Below are 17,575 nucleotides of genomic sequence, written 5' to 3' on the forward strand. Positions count from 1 at the left end.
ACCGTGGCCCGCGGCCGCACGATCTACGGCAAGCCGGCCGACGCCGCCGACGCCGCGCGCATGCTGCGCGAGTTGTCGGGCGCCACCCATCGCGTGCTGACGGCGGTGGCCATCGGCGAGGGCCGGCGGCGCCGCGACGCGCTGAACGATTCGCGGGTGACCTTCGCCTCCTGGACGCCGGCGCAGATCCGCCGCTATGTCGACAGCGGCGAGCCGATGGGCAAGGCCGGGGCCTATGCGATCCAGGGCGGGGCGGCGGCCCACATCGTGCGCATCAGCGGCTCGTACACCGGCATCATGGGCCTGCCGCTGTACGAGACGGCCTGCCTGCTGCGGGCGTTCGGCGTCCGCCACGCCGGCGGCTTGTGAGCTTCAGCGGTCGGTGACGTCGACGCCTTCGGGCACGATGCCGATCACCCGGCGCTGCGCGTCGAACACCGGGCGCAGCGAAAACTGGAAGGTGCGGCGGCCGATGGGCAGCTCGACTTCGATCGGCTGCTGCACCGTGCGGCCGGCGGCGGCTTGCCGCACCGCCTGGCGCACGGTCTCGCCCAGGCCGGGCGTGGCGCTGAACCACGGGGCGTCCCAGAAGGGGCGGCCCACCACGTCTTCCAGACGGGCCTGGATGCCGGCCAGCGAAGCCTGGTTCGCATCCCGCAGGATGCCGTCGGGGTCCATGTAGCCCTGGTACAGCAGCTGGGTCTCGAAGGTGGCACGCATCCGCGCCGCGGCGGCGCTTTGCGCCTCGAGGGCGCGGCTGAGTTCGTCGGTCCGCATCCGCACCTGCGCTTCCAGCATGTCGGTGAAGCGGCGCAGGGCGGTCTGGGCGCGCTGCTCGGCTTCGACCGTGGCCCGCAGGCGGGCGCGCTCCTCGCCGAGCTGCCAGTTGCTCAGGCGCAGGGCCGCCTCGGCGCGCGAGCGCTCCGTCACGTCGGTGGCCAGCACGAAGATGCCGTCGACCTCGCCGCCCGGGTTGCGCATGGGCTCGTACACGAAATCGAGCACGCGGTCCTCGGCCGTCTGGCCGGGCGCGCGCTGCAGCTTGACCGTGGCGCCTTTGCCGAGATACGGCTCGCCCGTGCGATACACCTGGTCGAGCAATTCCAGGAACCCCTGGCCCACGATCTCCGGGAGCGCCGTCTTGACCGGCTTGCCCAGCACGTCGGCGCGGCCGATCAGCGCGATGTACGAGTCGTTCACGATCTCGAAGACGTGGCTGGGGCCGCGCAACAGCGCGATCGGCGCCGGCGCCTGGCGGAACACGTCGCGCCAGCGCTCGATTTCCGCCTGCCGGGCACGGCGCGCCCGCACCACGTCGGTGATCTCGTTGCCCTGGTTGAACAGGCCGCCGACGGTGTTGTCGGGGTTGCGCAGGGCCGTCAGGCTGTAGTTCCACCAAGTCTCGCGCGGCTTGCCGCCGCGCACCATCGGCAGCATCTGCTCGTACTGCGCGACGCCCTCGCCGGTGGCCATCACATGTTCGAACTGCGGGCCGACGACATGCCAGATATCGGACCACAGCTCGCGCGCCGGCTGTCCGAGCGCCCCCGGGTGCCGCTCCGCCGGAATCACCGACCACGCGTCGTTGTAGAGGACGTGCAGGTCCGGGCCCCAATAGATCGCGGTCGGGAAGCTGGAGTTCAGGCACAGGCTGACCGCCATGCGCAGGGCGGCCGGCCAGTTCGCCGCCGGCCCGAGCGGATGCGCCGACCAGTCGAACTGGCGCATCCGCTCGCCCATCGCACCTCCGCCTTCGAGGAAGCGCGCGACGGGCGGAGAGCTGGACATGGATTCGGGAGCGGTGACGGGGAGAGCCATCGATTCTAGCGAGCGGGCCGCACGGCGCGCACGGCCGCGGACACGCTGAGGTATCCTGTTCCCTCCGGCCGAGCGCTCCCAACCCACCATTCAATGCAGCAGGACATACTGATCAACTGGTCGCCGCAGGAAACCCGCGTCGCCGTGGTCGAGAGCGGCGCCGTCCAGGAACTGCATGTCGAGCGCACGCTGGAGCGCGGCCTGGTCGGCAACGTCTACCTCGGCAAGGTCGCCCGCGTGCTGCCCGGGATGCAGTCGGCCTTCATCGACACCGGCCTGGAGCGCGCGGCCTTCCTGCACGTGGCCGACGTCTGGCACCGTCAGCCCGAGGGCGAGCCGCCGCAGTACGTGCGCGCGAGCCAGCCCCAGGTGCCGATCGAAAAACAGGTGTTCGAAGGCCAGGCGCTGATGGTGCAGGTGATCAAGGACCCGATCGGCACCAAGGGCGCGCGGCTGTCGACGCAGATCAGCATCGCCGGGCGGCTGCTGGTGTTCCTGCCGCAGGACGACCACGTCGGCGTGTCGCAGAAGATCCCGGCCGACCAGCGCGACGCGCTGCGCGCGCGCCTGCAGGCCCTGGTGGGGCCCGAAGGCGGCGGCTTCATCCTGCGCACCAACGGCGAGGACGCCAGCGACCACGAACTGTCCGAGGACATCGCCTACCTGCGCAAGACCTGGGCGCGCATCCGCGAGGCGGCGACCAGGCTGCCGCCGATGTCGCTGCTGCACCAGGACCTGAACCTGCTGCAGCGGGTCCTGCGCGACCTGGTCTGCGACGAGACGCAGACGATCCGGATCGACTCGCACGAGCAGTTCGACAAGCTGCGCGCGTTCGGCATGGAGTTCATGCCGGCGGCGGCCGAGCGCCTGCAGCTGTACAAGGGCGAGCGACCGATCTTCGATCTGTACGCCATCGACGACGAGATTGCCAAGGCGCTGGGCCGCCGCGTCGAACTGAAGTCCGGCGGCTACCTGATCGTCGACCAGACCGAGGCGCTGACCACGGTGGACGTCAATACCGGCGGCTTCGTCGGCGCGCGCAACTTCGACGACACGATCTTCAAGACCAACCTCGAGGCGGCGCACGCGATCGCGCGCCAGCTGCGGCTGCGCAACCTGGGCGGCATCATCATCGTCGACTTCATCGACATGGCGCGCGACGACCATCGCCAGGCGGTGCTGGCGGAATTGCGCAAGCAGCTGGCACGGGACCGCGTCAAGACCATGGCCGGTGGCTTCTCGCAGCTCGGGCTGGTGGAGATGACGCGCAAGCGCACGCGCGAGTCGCTGGCCCACATGCTGTGCGAGCCCTGCGCGGCCTGCCGGGGCAAGGGTACGGTGAAGACCGCGCGCAGCGTGGCCTACGACATCCTGCGCGAGATCCTGCGCGAGGCCCGGCAGTTCAATCCGCGCGAGTACCGGGTGGTGGCGTCGCCCCAGGTCATCGAGCTGTTCCTGGACGAGGAGAGCCAGCACCTGGCGGGCCTGTCGGACTTCATCGGCAAACCGATCTCGCTGCAAAGCGAGAGCGGGATGGGGCAGGAGCAGTACGACATCGTGCTGCTGTAGCCGGGCCGCCGGCCGGGCCCGGGCGCCCGCCGGTCACGCGGCCAGGATCCGCTGCACCTCCGCCAGGACCTGCTCCGGCGTGATCGACTGCAGGCAATCGCTGCGGCTGAGCCGATGGTCCTCGCACCCCGCGCGGCCGCACGGCACGCACGGTTGCGTCCCCTGCAGCAGGGTCACGTTGCCCGCGCGCTGCACGGCGGCGGAGCGGGCGAACAGCGCCTGGGCCTGCGCCCGTGCCGGCCAGGGCGCCCAGCGCATCGGATTGGTCGGTCCGAAGATGGCGATTACCGGCACCCCGGTCGCCGCCGCGAGGTGCGAGACGGACGTGTCGGGACCGATGTACAGCGCCGCCTCCTGCAGCAGACCCGAGAGCTGGCTGAAGTCGAGCTGGCCGGAGAGATCGAGCAGCTGCGGCGCCGCGCCCAGGCGGCGCAGCGGGGCGATGCACTCCTGGTCGCGCCCGCTGCCGCTGCCGGTGAGGATCACCTGCCGGCCCCGCGCCAGCAGCGCCGCGACCAGGCGCTCGAAATGCGCGATCGGCCATTGCTTGTACGGCCACATCGACGGCGCGTGGACCACCACGGCCCCGGGCCGCACCTGCGCGCGCAGCGCCGGCGCCAGCGGGCTGGCCGGCGGCGGCACCACCTGCGCCACGCCGGCACCGGCCCGCAGCCAGGGCGCCAGCAAGGCGGTTTTTTCGGCGGTCACGTGGACGTCGCCCAGGTCGCCCTGGGACACCACGGCGTGATCGAGCGACAGGCGCTTGAGCCAGTTGCTGCCGCCTCGTGCCGGGACGATGCCGCTGCGACGCGGCGCCGCCACCCAGCCCAGCAGGTGGGCCCGGTCCCCGGGATCGGCGACCAGCGCGAGGTCGTAGCGTCGCCACAGGCGCCGCACCGCCGCCTGCAGGCCGCGCCAGCCAAGGCGCGCCGGGTATTCCAAAATGAGGTCGACGTCGCCGTTGCCGCGCAGCATGCCGGCCGTGCCGGAAAACGCCAGCACGTGCAGTTCCGCTTGGGGCCAGCGCCGGCGCGCGGCCCGCAGCAGCGGCGTGGCCAGCAGCACGTCGCCGATCTGCCGCGTGACGATGACGAGCACGCGCTGGATGTTTTCCTGCCGCGGCGAGCGGTCGCGGGCCTCCGCCAGCAGGCACGCGAGCAGCGCCACGTACAGGTGGCCCTCGACGAAGTCCATCAGCAGCGAGTTGAACAGGCAGCCCACCGCGAAGGCGAGGGTGAGCCCGCCCAGGATGCCCGCCACCGGCGGCCGGGCCCGCCAGGCCTCGCGCACGGTCAGCCCCAGCCAGGCGATGAAAAGCGCGAGCGCGATTGCGCCGCCGCTGATCAGGTGCATCGCGTATTCGTTGTGGGGGTTGCTGCTGCGCATCCACAGGGCCCGGCGCTGGACCTCCGCCGGCGACAGCTCCGGGTAGCGCTCGCGGGCCGCCTGTTGGTGCACGGTTTCGTAATTGGCGTAGCCGGCGCCGGCCAGGCCGTAGCTGCGCATCAGGCCGGCGGAGATCCGGATCAGTTCGATGCGGATGGTGGTCGAGGTGAACTCGCCGCTGGCGCTGGCCGGCTGGGAGCCGGCCAGGGTCTCCTTCATCCGCGTTTCCACGGCGTCGGAGCTGAGCGCCAGCGCCAGCACCAGCAGGGGGCAGGCCACGGCGGCGGCCCAGCGCCAGCCGCGCGGCGCATACAGCCAGGCCGCGCACGCGGCCAGGACCAGCAGCAGCAGGTGGCCGGTGCGCGCGCTGATGGCGAACATCACCGACAGGGCGAAGAACGCCGCCGCGCCGCGCAGCCACCAGGCGTGCCGGTGTCCCTGGGCCCGCAGGAGCAGCAGGAAGGCACAGATCGACAGGGCGAAGCCGGCCGAAATGCGGCGCTCGTGCAGCACCTGGTCCTTGATCTGCGGCGCGAACAGGGCGGCCCAGTACACCAGTGCCAGCACGGTCGCGCCGAGGATCAGCGCGCGCACCAGCACCAGCCGGTCGCGGGCGCGCTGCAGCAGCGCCATCAGCAGCGGCGCGAGCAGCAGTTCCTGGTACTGGTTGATGGCGCGCACGGTCGGGCGGCCGGTGCCGCTGACGAGCAGCGTGTGCAGCGCGATGTAGGCCAGCAGCGCGAGGCCGACGGCCATCACCGGATGGCGCCAGACGGCGGGCTGCACGATGGCGCGCGGCCGCGCCGCGATCAGCAGCAGCAGCGCCGTCTCCATGATCGCCACCCCGGCCGAGGAGAACGGCAGGAAGAAGCCCAGGCCGGCCAGCGTCAGCGTGAGCAGCAGCTGCCACGCGGCCGGAGGGCCGCGGTCGACGGACGCGGCGGCGGTGGGCGGCGCGGTCATGACGCTCCGAATTGCAGCGCGTGCAGCCGGGCGTACAGGCCGTCCCTGGCCAGCAGCTCGCCGTGGCTGCCGCTCTCGGCGATGCGGCCGCGATCGAGCACCACCACCCGGTCGGCGTGCTCGATGGTCGACAGGCGGTGGGCGATGATCAAGGTGGTGCGGCCGGCCATCAGGCGCTGCAGCGCCTCCTGGACCTGGCGCTCGGACGCGGTGTCGAGCGCCGACGTGGCCTCGTCCAGGATCAGGACCGGCGCGTCCTTGTACAGGGCGCGGGCGATCGCCAGCCGCTGGCGCTGGCCGCCGGAAAGCGAGACGGCGTTGTGGCCGACCACCGTCTGCAGGCCGTCGGGCAGCGCCGCGACGACGTCCTGCAGGTTCGCGGCGGCGACGCACTCGCGCACCCGCCGCGCGTCCGGCGTGCCGCCGAGCGTCACGTTGGCGGCCAGCGTGTCGTTGAACATCACGACGTCCTGGCTCACCAGCGCGAACTGCCGCCGCAGCACGTCCAGCCGCCAGTCGGCGACCGCGTGGCCGTCCAGGCACACCCGGCCGCCGGTCGGCTCGATGAAGCGCGGCAGCAGGTTGGCGAGCGTGGTCTTGCCCGAACCCGAAGGCCCCACCAGGGCGACGACCTGGCCCGGCTCGATCGCCAGGCTCACGCCGTCCAACGCCGCGTCCCCCTCGTCGCGGTAGCGCACGCTGACGTCCTGAAGCGTGATCCGGCCGTCGGCGCGCTCGGGGGCATGGCTGCCGCCGGACTCGGCCGGGCTGTGCTCGATCAGGTCGCGTGCCCGCTGCACCGCCGCCAGCCCGCGCGAGATCGGACTGGCCACCTCGGACAGCCGCTTGATCGGCGCGATCAGCATCAGCATCGCCGTGATGAAGGCCGCGAAGGTGCCCACGGTGATGCCGCCGCGGCTTTGCCACAGCGCGATGGAGATCACCGCCGACAGCGCCGCCGCGGCCATCATGTGGGTGAGCGGCGTGATGGAGGCCGACGCCACGGCGGTCTTCATCGCCAGCCGCCGCAGCGCCGAGCTCAGGCCGGCGAAACGCGTGGCCTGCGCCGGCTGGGCGCCGTGCAGCCGCACCACCCGCGCCGCCAGCACGTTCTCCTCGACCACGTAGGCGAGGTCGTTGGTGGCGGTCTGCGTGGTGCGCGCGATGCGATAGAGGCGGCGCGAGACCGTGCGCATCAACCAGGCGACGGCCGGCACGATCAGGAACACGATCAGGGTGAGCTGCCAGTTGAGGTACAGCAGGTAGGCGAGCAGCGCCACCAGCGAGACGGCGTCCTTGACCAGCCCCATCACCGCGTTGACCAGCAGCGTGGCGCCGTTCTGCACCTCGAACACCACGGTATTGGACAAGGCCGTGGCGTTCTGTTCGCGAAACAGTTCCAGCCGCGCGTCGAGCACGCGGGCGAACATGTCGTTGCGCAGGCGCAGCAGGCCGTCCTGCGTGATGCGCGCCAGGGCCAGGTCGGCGACGAAGCCGGCGATGCCGCGCACGAAGAACAGCAGCAGCAGGCTTGCCGGCACCATCCACAGTGGCAGGCCCGGCCCCTGGAAGCCGCGATCGAGCAGGGGCTTGAGCAGCGCCGGCACCAGCGGTTCGAGGGCCGAGGAAACCACCGTGGCCAGCGCCGCGATCGCCCAGAAGCGCGCGGAGCTTGCGAAGTAGGGCGCCAGCCAGCGCAGCAGGGTGGTGTCGATCCGGATCATGCGGTGGGTGCGTGGCCACGGGGGCCTGCGGTCTCGGGCAGCGACGGATGAGGGTGCAATAATGGCCCGATCGACCAAACGAAGGATTATGCCGTGCGGGCGCGCGCCGCCACCCGCGCGGACCCCACCGCATGCCGACCCTGAGCATCATCATCGTCGCCAAGAACGAGGCCGGCAACATCGCCGAGTGCGTGCGCTCCGCCCGCTTCGCCGACGAGGTGATCGTGCTCGATTCGGGCAGCAGCGACGGCACCGCCGATCTGGCGCGGGCCGAGGGCGCCAAGGTGGTCGAGACGGACTGGCCGGGGTACGGGCCGCAGAACAACCGCGGCATCGACCTGGCCACCGGCGACTGGTTCTTCTCGCTCGATGCCGACGAGCGCATCAGCCCGGAGCTGGCCGCCGAGATCCGCGCGGCCATCGGGCGCGGCGACGTCGACGGCTTCCGCGTGCCGCGCAGCTCGATGTACTGCGGCCGCTTCATCCGCCACGGCGGCTGGACCCCCGACTACACCTGGCGGCTGGCGCGTCGCGGCAAGGCGCGCTTCACCGGCCACTACCTGCATGCCCACCTGCACGTGGAAGGGGCCACCGGCACGCTGCGCCAGCCGATCGTGCACTACAGCTTCCGCTCGATGGAGTCGGTGCTGGAAAAGCTCAATCGCTATTCGTCGGCCAATGCGCGCGACATGATCGCGGCCGGCCGCGAAGGCTCGCTCGGGCGCGCCATCGGCCACGGCCTGTGGGCCTTCTTCCGCACCTACGTGCTGCGGCTCGGTTTCCTCGACGGCCGCTGGGGTTTCATGCTGGCCGTCTCCAACGCCGAAGGCACCTACTACCGTTACGTCAAGCTCTGGCTGCTGCAGCGCCATGGCGTGAGCGACGGCCCGCGATGATGCGGACGGCCTTCGTCGTCCTGACCTACAACCGCTCCGACGCGCTGCTCGCCGTGCTGCGGGGCCTGGCGCCGCAATGCCGGCCCGACGACGTGGTGGTGGTCGCCGACGACGGCTCGCGCGAGGAGCACGTGGCGGCGCTGCGGCGGGACCTGCCGCGCTTTGCCTGCCCGGTGCGGCACGTCTGGCATCCGGACATCGGCTTCACGGCGGCGCGGGCGCGCAACCTGGGGGCGCTGCACGCGCAGGCCGACTACATCGTCTTCCTGGACGGCGACTGCGTGCCGACCGGCCATTTCCGGCGCGCGCACCTGGCGCTCGCGCAGCCCGGCCACTTCGTCAACGGCAGCCGGGTCCTGCTCGGCGAACGCTTGAGCAGGCAGGTGCTGCAGGACGGGGTCGACCTGGCGCGGCTGCCGGCGGGCGGCTGGCTGCGGCTGCGCTGGCGCGGCGACGTTAACAAACTGACGCATCTTGTCTGCTGGACAGCGGCGCCGGGCCGTGTACAAACCGCCTTTGCCTGGCGCGGCATCCGCAGCTGCAACTTCGGCGTCTGGTATCGTGACCTCGAGGCCGTCAACGGGTTCGACGAAACCTTCAGCGGCTGGGGACACGAGGACGCCGACCTGGTGCTGCGGCTGCATCATCACGGCCTGCACCGCAAGAACGGCTTCCTGGCCACCGAGGTGTTCCACCTCTGGCATCGCGAGCACGACCGCGCCGGCGAGGCCGCCAATCGCGAACGGGTCCAGCAACGCCTGCGCCAGCGGCTGGTGCGGGCGCAGGCCGGGCTGGCCGAACTCGGGCCGGCGGACGCAACAGTGTTAGATTTGAACAAATGAAGATGCGGAGAGACCAACGAGCATGAAGATCCCTGCGCTGTGGCGGCGACGCCAGATGGTGGGCTTCCTGGGCGCGGCGGCCACGCTGCCGGCCCTGGCCCAGTTCCGGGTGGAAGTCACCGGCGTGGGTCTCACGCAGCTGCCGATCGCCATTGCGCCGTTCCGCGGCGACGCCGGCGCGCCGCAGCATCCGGCCGCCATCGTGCAGGCCGACCTCGAGCGCAGCGGCCAGTTCCGGGCGATCGATGCGGCCGGCGCCGCGCTGGACGAGACCAGCCGCCCCGATCTCACGCCGTGGCGGCAGAAAGGCGCCGACTCGCTGGCCTCGGGCAGCATCACGCGGCTGGCCGACGGCCGCTGGGACGTGCGCTTCCGGCTCTGGGACGTGGTGCGCGGCCAGGACCTGGGCGGCCAGAGCTACGCGGTGACCACCGGCGACCTGCGCCTGGCGTCGCACCGCATCGCCGACTTCATCTACGAGAAGCTCACCGGCGACAAGGGCGTGTTCTCGACCCGGATCGCCTACGTCACCAAGGCCGGCGAGCGCTACAACCTGTGGGTGGCCGACGCCGACGGCGAGAACGCGCAATCGGCCCTGGCCAGCAACGCGCCGATCATCTCGCCCGCGTGGTCGCGCGACGGCTCGCGCCTGGCCTACGTCTCGTTCGAGTCGCGCAAGCCGGTGGTCTACGTGCACGAGGTCGCCAGCGGCCGCCGCCGCCTGATCGCCAACTTCCGCGGCTCCAACAGCGCGCCGGCCTGGTCGCCCGACGGCCGCACGCTGGCCGTGACCCTGAGTCGCGACGCCGGCTCCCAGCTGTACACGATCGACGCCGGCGGCGGCGAGCCGCGCCGGCTGACGCAGTCCAGCGGCATCGACACCGAACCGGTCTATTCCGTCGACGGCCGCAGCATCTACTTCGTCAGCGACCGCGGCGGCGCGCCGCAGATCTACCGCATGCCCGCCAGCGGCGGCTCGCCCGAGCGCGTCACCTTTACGGGCACTTACAACATCTCGCCGGCCGTCAGCCCGGACGGGCGGTGGCTGGCCTACATTTCGCGCATCGGCGGAGCCTTCAAGCTCCAGGTGATGGAGCTTGGCGGCGGCGGGACCGCGCAGACGATCACCGACACCACCGCCGACGAAAGCCCCAGCTTCGCCCCCAACAGCCGCCTGATCGTGTACGCGACGCGGCAAAATGGGCGCGAGGCCCTCATGACGACGACCCTCGACGGCAAGATCAAGGCCCGTCTCGCGGGGCAGGGCGGCGACATCCGCGAGCCGGATTGGGGCCCGTTCCAGAAGTGAATTTTCAGGAGGTATTTGGATGATGAAACGCTTGTTCCTGGGTCTGCTCGTCGCCGTCTTCATGGCGGGTTGTTCGAGCGTGAAGCTCGATGACGTGCCGGTGGAAGACAAGAGCGCCAGCGCGGTGCCGGCGCAGCCGGGCGGCGCGGGCGGCGCCACCGAGAGCCGCGTGGCGCCGGTGGCCGCCGATTCGGCGGCCAGCACCGCCGCCGGCCCCGTCAACGTGGCGCGCCTCGTGTACTTCGACTACGACAGCTACGTGATCAAGCCCGAGTTCCAGGCGATCATCGAAGCGCACGCGCGCTTCCTCAAGGCCAACGGCACCCGCCGCGTGGCGCTGGAAGGTCACACCGACGAGCGCGGCGGCCGCGAATACAACCTGGCGCTCGGCCAGCGCCGGGCCGAGGCCGTGCGCCGCGCGCTCGCGCTGCTGGGGGTGGGCGACAACCAGATGGAGGCGGTGAGCTTCGGCAAGGAAAAGCCGGCCGCGCCCGGCAGTGACGAAGCCGCGTGGGCGAAGAACCGCCGCGTCGAGATCGTGTACCGCTGATGGCGACCGCCACCTTGCGATCCTGGCGTGCCGCCTGCGCCGCCGCGCTGACGGTGCTGTGCCTGGGCGCCAGCTCGATCTCGTCGGCGGCGCTGTTCGAAGACGACGAGGCCAGGCGGGCGATCCTGGACCTGCGCCAGAAACTGGACGCGCAGCGCGCGGCCAGCGACCGGCAGGCCGATGAGCTGCGCCGCTCCGGCGAAGATGCCTCGCAGCTGCGCCGCAGCCTGCTGGACCTGCAGACGCAGATCGAGTCGCTGCGCGGCGAGATCGCGCGCCTGAATGGCCAGAACGAGCAGCTGCTGCGCGACGTCGCCGACATGCAGCGGCGTCAGAAGGACCTGGCGCAGGGCGTCGAGGACCGGCTGCGCAAGGTCGAGCCGTCGAAGGTTTCGGTGGACGGCCGCGAGTTCATCGCCGATCCCAACGAGGCGAAGGAATTCGAGGGCGCCCTGGCCACCTTCCGCAAGGGCGAGTTCCCGGCGGCGCAGACGCAGTTCGCCGAGTTCGTGCGGCGCTATCCGCAAAGCGGTTTCCGGCCGACGGCGCTGTTCTGGCTGGGCAACTCGCAGTACGCGAACCGCGACTACCGCGGCGCCATCACCAACTTCCGGGCCTTGCTGGCGGCCGCGCCCGATCATCCGCGCGCGCCCGAAGCGGTGCTGTCGATCGCCAACTGCCAGATCGAGCTGAAGGACAACGCCGGTGCGCGCCGTACGCTCGACGAGCTGGTGAAGGCCTACCCCCAGTCCGAGGCCGCCGCGGCCGCGAAAGAGCGGCTCGCCCGTCTGCGCTGAGGCGATGCTCCCGCCGGTGCGGTGCCTGGTCCTGCCCCAGGGCCGGGCGAGCGTCCGTGCGCTGCACGCGCCTGCCTAGAATCGCCGCATGACCCATCTGGACGAAGCCGCCGACCTGCAGCGCCGATTCGGCGGGCTCGAGCGGCTGTACGGGGTGCCGGGCGCCGCGGCGATCCGCCGCGCGCATGTCGCCGTGGCCGGCATCGGCGGCGTCGGCTCGTGGGCGGCCGAGGCGCTGGCGCGCAGCGGCGTCGGCGAGCTGACGCTGATCGACCTCGACCACATCGCCGTCTCCAACGTCAACCGGCAGATCCACGCGCTCGACAGCACGCTCGGCCAGGCCAAGGTGCAGGCGATGGCCGAGCGGATCGCGCAGATCCATCCGGGCTGCCGGGTCCATTGCATCGAGGAGTTCGTCGAGCCGGAGAACTGGCCGCAGCTGCTGCCGGCGGGCGTCACGGCCGTCATCGACGCATGCGACCAGGTCAAGGCCAAGGTGGCGATGGCGGCGTGGGCGAGGACAAGCGGCGCGCTGTTCGTGTGCGCCGGCGCCGCGGGCGGCAAGCGGCTGGCGCACCAGGTCGACATCGACGACCTCTCGCGCACCACGCACGACCCGCTGCTGGCGCAGGTGCGCTACCGCCTGCGCAAGTTCCACGGCGCGCCGAAGGAAGGCCGGACGGTCGGCGTGCCGTGCGTGTTCAGCCGCGAAGCGGTCGCGCCGCCGGACGCTTCCTGCGCCATCGAGGGCGACGGCTCGCTCAATTGCCACGGCTACGGCTCGGTGGTGAGCGTCACGGCCACCTTCGGCCAATGCGCCGCCGGCTGGATTCTCGATCGCATCGCGTCGAAGGCGAAATCATGACGCTATAATTGACGGCTTTGCTGCAGCGGCAACGTGGCAGCAGGGCAAGCGAGGCGCCGCGAGGCGCCGATCCGGGACGTTAGCTCAGTTGGTAGAGCAGCGGACTTTTAATCCGTTGGTCGCAGGTTCGAATCCTGCACGTCCTACCAGTACACACAAGGCTGGTGTGCTACAAGAAGATCGCAGCACAACCGGACTGCTTGGGGTCGTGTAGCCACCAGCTCGGCTCTCGCCGTCTTGTAGCGCCGAGACCGGTCTCGAGGCGCTGCCGACTCGATGCCCCCGTATTTCCGAGAAGGAAGTGCGCAGCCCGTTCTTCCCGTCAGCCGGAACCGTCGGATTAACAGGCGAGCGTGCTGAGATCGGGCCTTGCGGCGCGTCAGTTCGAGTTTTCGCCGGCCGAGCCGTCCAGTACCGGCGGTGGAAACGCATCTACAGAAACGAAGCGACTCCATTGCCGATGGACCAGTTCTCCTTGCTGGCCTCCAGCAGGGTGACGAACAAGTCCTGCGGGCGAAGCCCAGGACTCTCGCCGAGCAGCGCCACGGCCCGGCGGTACAACGCCTCCTTCTGTTCCCGCGTGCGCGTGTCAAACACCGTGATCTGGATGTAGACGATGTCGTCGCTGCGGGCCACCCCCAGGTAGCTTGCACCGTACCGGAAGTTCGCAGGATCGTGCTCGGTGATGGTCATGAACTGGTTGTCTTCGCGAACGGCCAGCGCCTCGCGCATCGCGCGGTGGAAGCTGTCGAAGAGGGCCTGACGATAGGCCAGCGGTTTGCCGGCGCGCATGGAAATGTGGACGATCGGCATGAAGTTCCTATGGGCCTGCAAGGTCAGACCGGGCCGGTCGGCGGCGAGCGCCGACTCAGCGGTTCCGTGGTGCCGGTGGCGAATTCGATGGCGTCTTCCAGCCGGTCGTTGCCCCAGAAGAGCTCCGATCGTGCGAACAGCGTGGGAGCGCCGAAGATCCTCCGCTGCCGCGCCTGTTCGGACTGCAGCCGAAGCTTGGCTTTGTTCGCGTCGGTCTGAGCTTCGTCGACGAGCTGGGCCCCCGGCTGGCCCAGGCTGTCCAGAACGCGCACGCAGGTCGCGTTGTCGTTGATGTCCTGATCCTGGGCGAAGTTGAGCGAGAAGATCGCCTTGCAGAACGATGCCACCCACGGCGCTTCCTGGTGAGCCACTGCAACGCGCATGGGATAGACGGCCGCGCGCGGAAAGGTGGTGGGTCGTTGCCAGCCCACGCCGTACTTGTGCGCGAGGCGCTCCATGTCGCGCCAGACATAGTCGCCCTTCTCCTTCTGGAGCACGAACGGAGACGAACTCCACCCGAAACTCTGGAAGATGGGGCCCAGCATGAACGGCCGCCAGAGCACCTTCACGCCGGCGCGGTCGGCCAGCGCCTCGATGCGCATGGCGGCCAGGTAGCTGTAATTGCTTCCGAAATCGAACCAGAATTCAATCTGGGGTTGTGCCTGCGTCATGAGACCTCTTGCATCAGGAAGAATGCGCAGCGCCGTGCCTGCCCGCGCCCGCTGCGAAGCGCGCCACGCCGGCAGCCCCTTCGGCCCGGAAGATGCCCGCGCAGTTCTCCCACTCTTGCTGGAGTGCGGTGAGCTCTGGCAGCCCATGCTGCAGATAGATGGATCGCCGATCCGCGCGCAGGCAAACCTGCGGGAACGAAGCGATGTGCTGCGCCATCTGTTCAGCGGCTGCACGCGCATGTCCCGTCGCGACCACCGATTCGCACAGGCCGATGGCGAGGCACTCGGCGGCTGGGACTTTTCGGCCGGTCATGATGATCTCCAGCGCGCGCCCGCGCCCGACGATGCGCGGCAGGCGTACCGTGCCACCGTCGGACAGGGGCACACCCCACCTTCGGCAGTACACGCCGAAGTACGCGTCTTGCGCCATCACGCGGCAGTCAGCCCACAGGGCGAGCTCCATGCCGCCCGCAACGGCGGGGCCTTCGACGGCGGCGATGACGGGCTTGCCGAGCGTCAAGCGCGTGGGTCCGAGCGGTCCGCGCGGTACGGGCTCGCCGCCGCTCGGGAATTCCAGGGAACGGTGGGTGCTCCTGTTCTCCTCCGTGGCGATCCCGCGGGCGGTGAGGCTTTTCAGGTCGGCGCCCGCGCAGAAGGCGCCGCCTTCGCCCCAGAGGACGGCCACGTCTGCGCATTGGTCGCGATCGAATGCGAGGAACGCCTCTTGCAGCGCGTCTGCATGCTCGGGATCGATCGCATTCCTGACTTCCTGACGCGAAAGAATGATGGTCGTGACTCGACCCGACTTCTCGATTCGGACTGACATTCAAGGCTCCTCGCTGCGCGCGGCAACGTGCCGGCTCGAGTGACTGTGACGTCATTGCGAGCGGCCTTCAATTGAAAAATTGGCTGTGCTGGCATTCCGCGAGAGAATGTGTATGGCGGTCCTGCGGGGCGGTGGCAGCACCCGCAGGTCTGGCCACGGGCGTCGGATAATCACCAGCGTCGATGCATGAGGCCAAGTAATGCCAGTTTCCCTTGTCCGTGTCCCGTCGCTCGACCTGGTGAAAGGATTCGTGGCCGTTGGCCGGCGCATGAGCATCACCCGGGCCGCCGACGACCTTTGCGTGACGCAGTCGGCGATGAGCAAGCAGATCAGGAACTTGGAAGAACTGCTCGGGCTGCGCCTGCTGCAACGCGGGCACCGAAGCATCTCGTTCACGGCGGAGGGTGAGCGTCTGTTCGCGATCGCGAACGCGAGCATGCAGCAGCTCCAGGATGCGTTCGAAGCGCTCGGCACGCGCGGAAAGAGACCTGTGACGATCACCGCGAGCATTGGTGTCACAGGCCTGTGGCTCCTTCCGCGTCTGGGTGAATTCCAGAAGCGGCATCCCGGAATCGACGTTCGCGTCGCGGCCAGCAATGCGGTGCTCGACCTGGCTGCCGAAGAGATCGACCTGGCGATCCGCTATTGCTCCCAGGCCAACGCGCCCGCGGGCGCCGTGCGGCTGTTCGACGAAAGCATTGCGCCGGTCGCCAGTCCTGCGCTGAAGGCGGGGAACATTGAAACCAGAAGGGAGCTCGCCAAGTGCGTGCTGCTGGAGTACGAGGACCGCCGACATTGGCTCAGCTGGGGGGAGTGGCTGGCCAGCCGCCGATTGACGACGGCGCAGGCTCGCGGCGTACTTCGTTTCAACCAGTATGACCAGGCCATCCAGGCGGCCGTTGCCGGGCAGGGGGTGGCCTTGGGGCGCCTCGAGTTGATCCGTCCGATGCTGGAGGACCGGCGCCTGGAGGTGCTTCTGGGGGGCCGGGGCACCAGCCCAACCCACCGCAGCTATTGGCTGATCCAGGCAGAGCCGGTCCCGCGGCAGGACGTGTGCCATGTGATCGACTGGATCAGTGAGGGCACGCGGCCTGCGGCCGCGACGTGACAACGATGGGAAATCAAAAACTGCCTTTCTCCCGATTGCCGGCTGAATGGTCGGTTCGATGACTACGGGTCGAGAGCGGCCGTCCCATAATCCGCCAGATGAATTCACACCTCTCCGGACAATGCGCCTGCGGCACAGTGCGCTATCGCTGCTCGAGCGCGCCCCTGGCCATGCTGAATTGCCATTGCCGCGATTGCCAGCTTTCCAGTGGCGCGCCATTTGCATCCGGCGTCATCGTCAGCAGTGCGGATCTGGAGGTTGACGGAGTTCCATCGAACTATTCGGTCCGCGCAGGCAGCGGGCAGCAGGCCACCCGCAGCTTCTGCGCCGGGTGCGGCACTCCGCTCTTCACGCGAAGCGAGGCGAACCCGCAGTTCACCTCGATCCGATTTCCGACGCTCGTCGATGCCTCTGGCTTTGCGCCAATGCTCGACATCTGGACGTCCAGTGCGCAACCGTGGGTCTGCCTGGACGACAAACTTCCCCACTTCGACCAGTCGCCGCAGCAGCCCGACTGAGTCCGACGCGAGACGAGGAGTCGGCTCCAGCTCGCGCCCGTGCGCCACGTCTGCTTTCGGCCAAGAGCAGACGACCTACCCGGTGATGAGCTGCCGCGAAGCCGCGTGGTGACGCCGCGGTCGTCAGGCCACCAGCCCGAGATACTCCTGTCGCGTCTGCGGCAACACGGCCCCTACAAGTTGCTCGTAGGACGTGCGATGGCTGGCCAGCATGCGGGCCGACGCCACCGACTTCGACCGGCAATACCAGTGGCAGGTGTGCTGCATCAGGAGCATCTCGGCCAGGATGGCGAAGGCGCGGTCCTTCGGGGAGGCGCCCTGTGCTTCGACGGCACGGCAGATGCCGCGGGCGTGCATGCGCAGCGCCTCGCGCATGTCGAAGGATCTGTCGAACGCGGGCGAGCGGGGCAGCCAGATCGGGAACTTGCTCACGCGCGTGGCCGTAGGCTCGACGCGCGCGAAGTCGTCCGCGAGTTTGCGGACCTGCCGGCACAGGACTTCCTCGGTGCCGTGCAGCACGCCCCAGACCTGATCGCTGCGGGCGGGATCCGATTCGCCCAGGGCGCGCGAGTAGCCCTGCGAGAGTGTCTCGATGTTCTTTTCGATGTCGTGGCCGGCCAGGTAGCGGGCCAGGATGGCGATGCGCCTTTGCTGCTGCCGGGCCCTGGCGATCCACAAGGCGATCAGCGCCAGGGGCAGGAGAAGAAGGAAATCCACCGGCCGATGGTACACAGGCCATCAGGGGATGGCCCGGCCGCCCGGGCCCTTGGGCGTGCTCGCGGCCTGGGCTGCCCCTCAGCGCGGTAGCAGTAGCGTTGCTGGCGGTCGTCGGCGCGCGACTGATGGACAGAACTGTCCGAGGAAGGATGGCAGCTTCCGGCCAGGAGCGGCCATTCCCAGGCGCCGGGCGATCCGCCTCA

The 17,575-nt window shown here is 69.9% G+C and carries 17 protein-coding genes and 1 tRNA gene; 11 read left to right on the forward strand and 7 right to left on the reverse strand.

Translation table 11 applies throughout. From position 1 onward, the window contains the following. A partial coding sequence (locus VNT59_RS21540; RefSeq protein ID WP_325501996.1) for a Maf family protein occupies positions 1 to 369 on the forward strand: 369 nt, incomplete at its 5' end. A gap of 3 nt (positions 370 to 372) precedes the next feature. Here the strand turns inward: VNT59_RS21540 and VNT59_RS21545 are convergent. After that, a complete protein-coding gene (locus VNT59_RS21545) occupies positions 373 to 1,788 on the reverse strand; it encodes a PAS domain-containing protein (protein WP_325501998.1) in 1,416 nt (471 codons plus the stop codon). A gap of 123 nt (positions 1,789 to 1,911) precedes the next feature. Between VNT59_RS21545 and rng the strand changes: the two genes are divergently transcribed. Next, complete coding sequence (gene rng, locus VNT59_RS21550) at positions 1,912 to 3,387, forward strand: ribonuclease G (protein WP_325502000.1); 1,476 nt, start codon at positions 1,912 to 1,914, stop codon at positions 3,385 to 3,387. Positions 3,388 to 3,420: 33 nt separating this feature from the next. Here the strand turns inward: rng and VNT59_RS21555 are convergent, their stop codons facing one another. Then, positions 3,421 to 5,736 (reverse strand): glycosyltransferase family 9 protein, encoded by a 2,316-nt coding sequence (locus tag VNT59_RS21555; protein ID WP_325502002.1) that lies wholly within the window; start codon positions 5,734 to 5,736, stop codon positions 3,421 to 3,423. Continuing rightward, a complete protein-coding gene (gene msbA, locus VNT59_RS21560) occupies positions 5,733 to 7,460 on the reverse strand; it encodes a lipid A export permease/ATP-binding protein MsbA (RefSeq protein WP_325502004.1) in 1,728 nt (575 codons plus the stop codon). The genes VNT59_RS21555 and msbA overlap by 4 nt, the downstream gene beginning before the upstream one ends. Positions 7,461 to 7,591: 131 nt before the next feature. Between msbA and VNT59_RS21565 the strand changes: the two genes are divergently transcribed. From VNT59_RS21565 to VNT59_RS21595, 7 genes are all read left to right on the forward strand, one after another. Next, on the forward strand, positions 7,592 to 8,356 hold the full coding sequence (locus VNT59_RS21565) for a glycosyltransferase family 2 protein (RefSeq protein ID WP_325502006.1): 765 nt from the start codon (positions 7,592 to 7,594) through the stop codon (positions 8,354 to 8,356). Further along, positions 8,353 to 9,198 (forward strand): glycosyltransferase, encoded by an 846-nt coding sequence (locus tag VNT59_RS21570; protein ID WP_325502008.1) that lies wholly within the window; start codon positions 8,353 to 8,355, stop codon positions 9,196 to 9,198. Before VNT59_RS21565 ends, VNT59_RS21570 begins: the two co-directional genes overlap by 4 nt. Positions 9,199 to 9,253: 55 nt before the next feature. After that, entirely contained in the window at positions 9,254 to 10,507 is a 1,254-nt protein-coding gene (gene tolB / locus VNT59_RS21575; RefSeq protein WP_325502055.1) for a Tol-Pal system beta propeller repeat protein TolB, read from the forward strand. Positions 10,508 to 10,526: 19 nt separating this feature from the next. After that, the gene (gene pal / locus VNT59_RS21580) at positions 10,527 to 11,057 is read left to right on the forward strand and encodes a peptidoglycan-associated lipoprotein Pal (protein WP_325502010.1); all 531 of its coding nucleotides are present in this window, start codon (positions 10,527 to 10,529) and stop codon (positions 11,055 to 11,057) included. After that, a complete protein-coding gene (gene ybgF / locus VNT59_RS21585; RefSeq protein WP_325502012.1) occupies positions 11,057 to 11,854 on the forward strand; it encodes a tol-pal system protein YbgF in 798 nt (265 codons plus the stop codon). Before pal ends, ybgF begins: the two co-directional genes overlap by 1 nt. 88 nt (positions 11,855 to 11,942) lie before the next feature. After that, positions 11,943 to 12,719 carry a tRNA threonylcarbamoyladenosine dehydratase gene (locus VNT59_RS21590; protein WP_325502013.1) on the forward strand — a complete coding sequence of 259 codons (777 nt, stop codon included), beginning with the start codon at positions 11,943 to 11,945 and terminating at the stop codon, positions 12,717 to 12,719. Between the two features lie 73 nt (positions 12,720 to 12,792). Further along, a tRNA-Lys gene (locus tag VNT59_RS21595) sits at positions 12,793 to 12,868 on the forward strand. A gap of 283 nt (positions 12,869 to 13,151) precedes the next feature. Here the strand turns inward: VNT59_RS21595 and VNT59_RS21600 are convergent. Genes VNT59_RS21600 through VNT59_RS21610 form a run of 3 tightly spaced genes read right to left on the reverse strand, consistent with a single transcriptional unit; the run spans position 13,152 to position 15,029 of the window. After that, positions 13,152 to 13,532: a tautomerase family protein gene (locus VNT59_RS21600; protein ID WP_325502015.1), complete on the reverse strand. Its 381-nt coding sequence runs from the start codon at positions 13,530 to 13,532 to the stop codon at positions 13,152 to 13,154. A gap of 23 nt (positions 13,533 to 13,555) precedes the next feature. Further along, the gene (locus tag VNT59_RS21605) at positions 13,556 to 14,203 is read right to left on the reverse strand and encodes a 2-hydroxychromene-2-carboxylate isomerase (RefSeq protein WP_325502017.1); all 648 of its coding nucleotides are present in this window, start codon (positions 14,201 to 14,203) and stop codon (positions 13,556 to 13,558) included. A gap of 13 nt (positions 14,204 to 14,216) precedes the next feature. Then, positions 14,217 to 15,029: a crotonase/enoyl-CoA hydratase family protein gene (locus VNT59_RS21610; protein ID WP_325502019.1), complete on the reverse strand. Its 813-nt coding sequence runs from the start codon at positions 15,027 to 15,029 to the stop codon at positions 14,217 to 14,219. 199 nt (positions 15,030 to 15,228) lie between these two features. On the opposite strand from VNT59_RS21610, the gene VNT59_RS21615 reads away from it, so the two are divergent. Together VNT59_RS21615 and VNT59_RS21620 are read left to right on the forward strand one after the other, a co-directional pair. Continuing rightward, positions 15,229 to 16,137, forward strand: coding sequence for a LysR substrate-binding domain-containing protein (locus tag VNT59_RS21615; RefSeq protein ID WP_325502021.1), 909 nt, complete (start codon positions 15,229 to 15,231; stop codon positions 16,135 to 16,137). A 98-nt stretch (positions 16,138 to 16,235) separates the two neighbouring features. Then, the gene (locus VNT59_RS21620; protein ID WP_325502023.1) at positions 16,236 to 16,655 is read left to right on the forward strand and encodes a GFA family protein; all 420 of its coding nucleotides are present in this window, start codon (positions 16,236 to 16,238) and stop codon (positions 16,653 to 16,655) included. A 123-nt stretch (positions 16,656 to 16,778) separates the two neighbouring features. Here the strand turns inward: VNT59_RS21620 and VNT59_RS21625 are convergent, their stop codons facing one another. Further along, positions 16,779 to 17,372 (reverse strand): hypothetical protein, encoded by a 594-nt coding sequence (locus VNT59_RS21625; RefSeq protein WP_325502025.1) that lies wholly within the window; start codon positions 17,370 to 17,372, stop codon positions 16,779 to 16,781. Positions 17,373 to 17,575: the final 203 nt, after the last annotated feature.

The organism is Ramlibacter sp., from assembly GCF_035554825.1.
Lineage (GTDB): Bacteria > Pseudomonadota > Gammaproteobacteria > Burkholderiales > Burkholderiaceae_C > Ramlibacter.